At 75.5% G+C, this 3,994-nt stretch carries 4 protein-coding genes; 3 read left to right on the top strand and 1 reads right to left on the bottom strand.

Annotation, left to right across the window (positions count from 1 at the left end):
• A partial coding sequence (locus tag H5J29_RS23850; protein ID WP_181783270.1) for a TetR/AcrR family transcriptional regulator C-terminal ligand-binding domain-containing protein occupies positions 1-191 on the top strand: 191 nt, incomplete at its 5' end.
• On the opposite strand, the gene H5J29_RS23845 is transcribed toward H5J29_RS23850, so the two are convergent.
• Positions 169-1,557 (bottom strand): chloride channel protein, encoded by a 1,389-nt coding sequence (locus H5J29_RS23845; protein WP_312858372.1) that lies wholly within the window; start codon positions 1,555-1,557, stop codon positions 169-171. The two genes, H5J29_RS23850 and H5J29_RS23845, sit on opposite strands and share 23 nt — an antisense overlap.
• Before the next feature lie 24 nt (positions 1,558-1,581).
• Between H5J29_RS23845 and H5J29_RS23840 the strand changes: the two genes are divergently transcribed.
• Together H5J29_RS23840 and H5J29_RS23835 are read left to right on the top strand one after the other, a co-directional pair.
• Positions 1,582-2,841: an MFS transporter gene (locus H5J29_RS23840; protein WP_181783268.1), complete on the top strand. Its 1,260-nt coding sequence runs from the start codon at positions 1,582-1,584 to the stop codon at positions 2,839-2,841.
• Positions 2,838-3,994, top strand: a 1,157-nt coding sequence (locus H5J29_RS23835; RefSeq protein ID WP_181783267.1) for a pyridoxal phosphate-dependent decarboxylase family protein, incomplete at its 3' end; no start/stop codon positions are given. The genes H5J29_RS23840 and H5J29_RS23835, both read left to right, overlap by 4 nt.

Below are 3,994 nucleotides of genomic sequence, written 5' to 3'. Positions count from 1 at the left end.
GCCGCGGGGACCGCGAGTACCAGCTCGCGGCGATGCTCGACCGGGAGCGGGGGCGCGGGGGCGAGCCGCCCGCCGTCGAGCAGGCCACGGACGTGCTGCTCGGCCCGATCTACTTCCGGGCCGTGTTCACCGAACGCCCCGGCACCCCGGAGTGGGCCCGCGGGCTCGTCAGGGTCCTGCTACCGGGGTGACCCGCTCCGCCAGCCGCGCGGAGTAGATCGAGTAGCCGTCGACCCACCGGGCGACCGCCGTGGCCAGCAGGGTCGCGACCATCATCGGGACCATCAGGCCGAAGCCGGTCTGGGTCAGCTCCAGCACGATCGCCAGCCCGGCCAGCGGGGCCTGCATGCCCGCCCCGATCATCGCGGCGGCGCCGATCATCGCGTACGCGCCGACCGGCGACCCGGGCCAGAGCATCGACCACACGCCGCCGAGCGAGGCCCCGAACGCCGCACCCGTGGCCAGCACCGGGGTGAACAGCCCACCCGAGGCACCGCTACCCAGGCACAGGCACGTGACCAGCGGCTTCAGCAGGAACAGCACGGCCAGCAGCCACAGCGGCCCCACCCCGCCGAAGGCCTGCGCGGCCAGGTCCTTGCCGTTGCCGTAGAGCTGGGGGAACGCGAGGCCGAGGGCGGCGAGCACCGCGAAGGCGCCCAGCGGCGCCACCAGCTGCCACCGGCCGCGGGGCGTGCGGTGCGTCACCCAGGCGATCAGCCGCACCAACGCCACGGCCAGGAACCCGATCACGATGCCCGCGGGCACCGACCACACCAGCGCGGCGAGGCTGAACGGGTAGGCGGGCAGTCCGGGGTAGACCGGCCCGTTCGGCAGCGCGACCCAGGCGGTGAACGTCGCGACCGAGGAGCACGCCAGCGCGGGCAGCATCACCGGCAGCCGCACCGCGCCGACCAGCACCTCCGCGGTGAACAGCGCGCCGCCGAGGGGCACGTTGTACACGCAGGCCAGCCCCGCGCCCGCGCCGCAGGCGACGAGGAGCCGCCGCTGCGCCGTCGAGAGTCCCGACCACTCCGCGAGCAGGCTGCCGCAGACCCCGCCCATCAGCTTGGGCGCCGCCTCCCGCCCCAGCGACGCCCCCAGCCCGACGACGATCTCCGACAGCACCGACGTGCCCAGGCTCCGCCGGAAGCCGAGCCTGCCGTCCCCGGTCCAGACGCTGTCGTCGACGTCGGAGCGGCCGGGCACGTACCGGCGCAGCAGGTACCAGCCCAGCCCGGCGATCACCCCCGCCGCCAGCAGCGGGACCACCCGGCCCACCCACGAGGCCGCCCCGACGGCGGCCTCGAAGTTCCCCTCCCCCGCGCCGGGGCCGTAGGCGAGGTCGGCGACGGCGAACAGCAGCAGCATGAGCAGGACCCCGAACAGGCCCGAGCCGACCCCGGTGAGCACGACCATCACCCAGAACCGGGCGGTGAGCGGGACGTCCCCGTCCCCCGTCACGTTGGGCTGGTCCATGGCCGCCCGACCGGACTCGATCCGCCTGCGCAGCACGGGCTGCGGGGACCGGAGCCGCTCACTGGGCCTGCGCGCGCTCACGAGCGGACATCCTAGGATCATGCGATGGCACTCCCCGCCGGCGTGCGCCGCGGCTACGCGCTCGGCAGCGTCGCGACCGGGACCTTCGGGACCGTGCCGGGGCTGCTGCTGCTGCCCTACCTGACCGACTCCCTCGGCGTCGCCGCCGGGCTGGCCGGGCTGTTGGTGGTGCTGCCCAAGGCCTGGGACGTGGTGCTCAACCCGGTCGCGGGCCGGATCAGCGACCGGGCGGGCGTCCGGCGGCCCTTCCTGCTGTGGGCCGGGATCGCGCTCGCGGTGTGCTTCGCGCTGATGTTCGCCGGGCCCGCCGACCCGGTCTGGGTCGTCGTGCTGTTCCTCGCCTGCGCCACCGCCTACGCCTTCTTCCAGGTCCCGTACGTGGCGATGCCCGCGGAGATGACCGCCGACCCGACCGAGCGCACGAGCGTGATGACCTGGCGCGTGGCGGTGCTGGCCGTGGCCATCCTGGTGTCGGGGGCCACCGCCCCACTCGTGGCCGACGCCGCGGGGCACGCCGCGATGGGCGTCTACGTGGGGGTCCTGCTGCTGGTGGGCAGCCTCGGGGCCTGGTTCGGCACCCGGTCGGCGCCGCGGGTCGGCGCGACCGTGGCCTCGGGGACGCTGGGCGAGCAGCTGCGGACCGTCGCCGCCGTCCCGGACTTCCGACGCCTGCTGGTCACCTGGGTGGTCCAGGCACTCGGCATCGGCACCCTGCTGGCGGGCGCGGCCTACACCGCGCGGTACCTGCTCGGCGACCCGGCGACCTCGTCCCTGCTGTTCGCCGCGTTCGTGGGCCCCGCCCTGCTCGTCACGCCGCTGTGCGCCCGCTACGCCGCCCGCCGCGGGAAGCGCTCCGGCTACGTGGTGTCCTCGCTGCTGTTGGCCGCCGGGGCGCTGGGCACGCTGGCGGCGTACTCCGGATCGGTGGTCGCGACCTGTGCGGCCGCCGCGGTGGCGGGCGTCGGGTATGCGGGCGCGCAGGTGTTCCCCCTGGCCATGCTGCCCGACGTCGCGGCCGAGGACGCCCGCGGCTCGGGCGCCAGCCGGGCAGGGATGTTCGCCGGGGTCTGGACGGCGGGCGAGACGCTCGGCCTCGCCCTGGGCCCCGGGATCTACGCGCTGGTCCTGCAGCTCGGCGGCTACCGCGGCGGCGGCACCGCCGACCAGCCGGACTCCGCACTGCTCGCCGTCGCGATCGGGTTCGCGGTGGTGCCCGCGGTGCTGGTCCTGGCAGGCCTGCTCGGCCTGCGCGGCTACACACTGGACGAGAGGGACCCGGCATGACCGACCTGTTCGCCGAGCTCGAGGAGCTGCGGGCACGGGACCTGCCCACACACGGCGGTCGCACGCTGGCCTACGTCTACGACTCCGGGCTGCCGGAGGCGGACGAGATCGGCCGCCGCGCGCTGGGGATGTTCGCCTCGACGAACGGGCTCGACCCGACCGCCTTCCCGAGCCTCGCGGCGATGGAGCGGGACCTGATCGCGGTGGCGAAGCCGCTGGTCGGGGCTCCGTCCGAGGCCGTGGGGACGGTGACCTCCGGCGGCACGGAGTCGATCCTGCTGGCCGTCCAGACCGCGCGCGACGCCCGCCCGGAGGTCACCGAGCCGGTCATGGTCGTGCCGACCACCGTCCACGGCGCGTTCCACAAGGCGGCGCACTACTTCCGCGTCGGGCTCGTGCCGGTCGACGTCGATCCGGTGACCAAGCGGGCCGTGCCGGAGGCCGTGACCGCCGCGCTGGACGCGCACGCCGGGCGGGCGGTGCTGGTGGCCGTGTCCACGCCGTCCTACGCGCACGGCGTGGTCGACCCGGTCGCGCCGATCGCCGCGGCGGCCGCGGAGCGCGGGGTGCGCTGCCACGTCGACGCGTGCATCGGCGGCTGGGTGCTCCCCTTCCTCGACGATCCCGTGGCCTGGCCGCCCGGCGTGACCAGCCTGTCCGTGGACCTGCACAAGTACGCGTACACGCCGAAGGGCGTGTCGCTGCTGCTGCACCGCGATCCGGCCCTGCGCAGGCCGCAGTTCTTCGCCGCCGCCGAGTGGCCCGGCTACACCATGCTCAACTCCACGATGCAGTCCACGAAGTCCGGCGGGCCGCTGGCCGCGGCCTGGGCGGTGGTGCGGCACATCGGCGTCGACGGGTACCGGGAGCTCGCCGCGACCGCGCGCCGGGCCACCCTGCGGCTCGCCGAGGGCATCGCCGCCCACCCGCACCTGCGACTCGCCGCACCGCCGGACAGCACCCTGCTCGCGGTGGAGACGGACGCGGTGCTCGACGTGTTCACCCTGTCCGACGAGATGCTCGCCCGCGGCTGGTTCGTGCAGCCGCAGATGGCCTTCCGCGGCCTGCCCGCCACCCTGCACCTCACCCTGTGCGCGGCCACGGCGGCAGGCGTCGAGGACTTCCTGGCCGCTCTCGACGAGGCGGTCGCCGC

This window comes from Pseudonocardia pini, assembly GCF_013870575.1.
Taxonomy (GTDB): domain Bacteria; phylum Actinomycetota; class Actinomycetes; order Mycobacteriales; family Pseudonocardiaceae; genus Pseudonocardia; species Pseudonocardia pini.
This window is presented reverse-complemented; position numbering and strand designations above follow the sequence as displayed.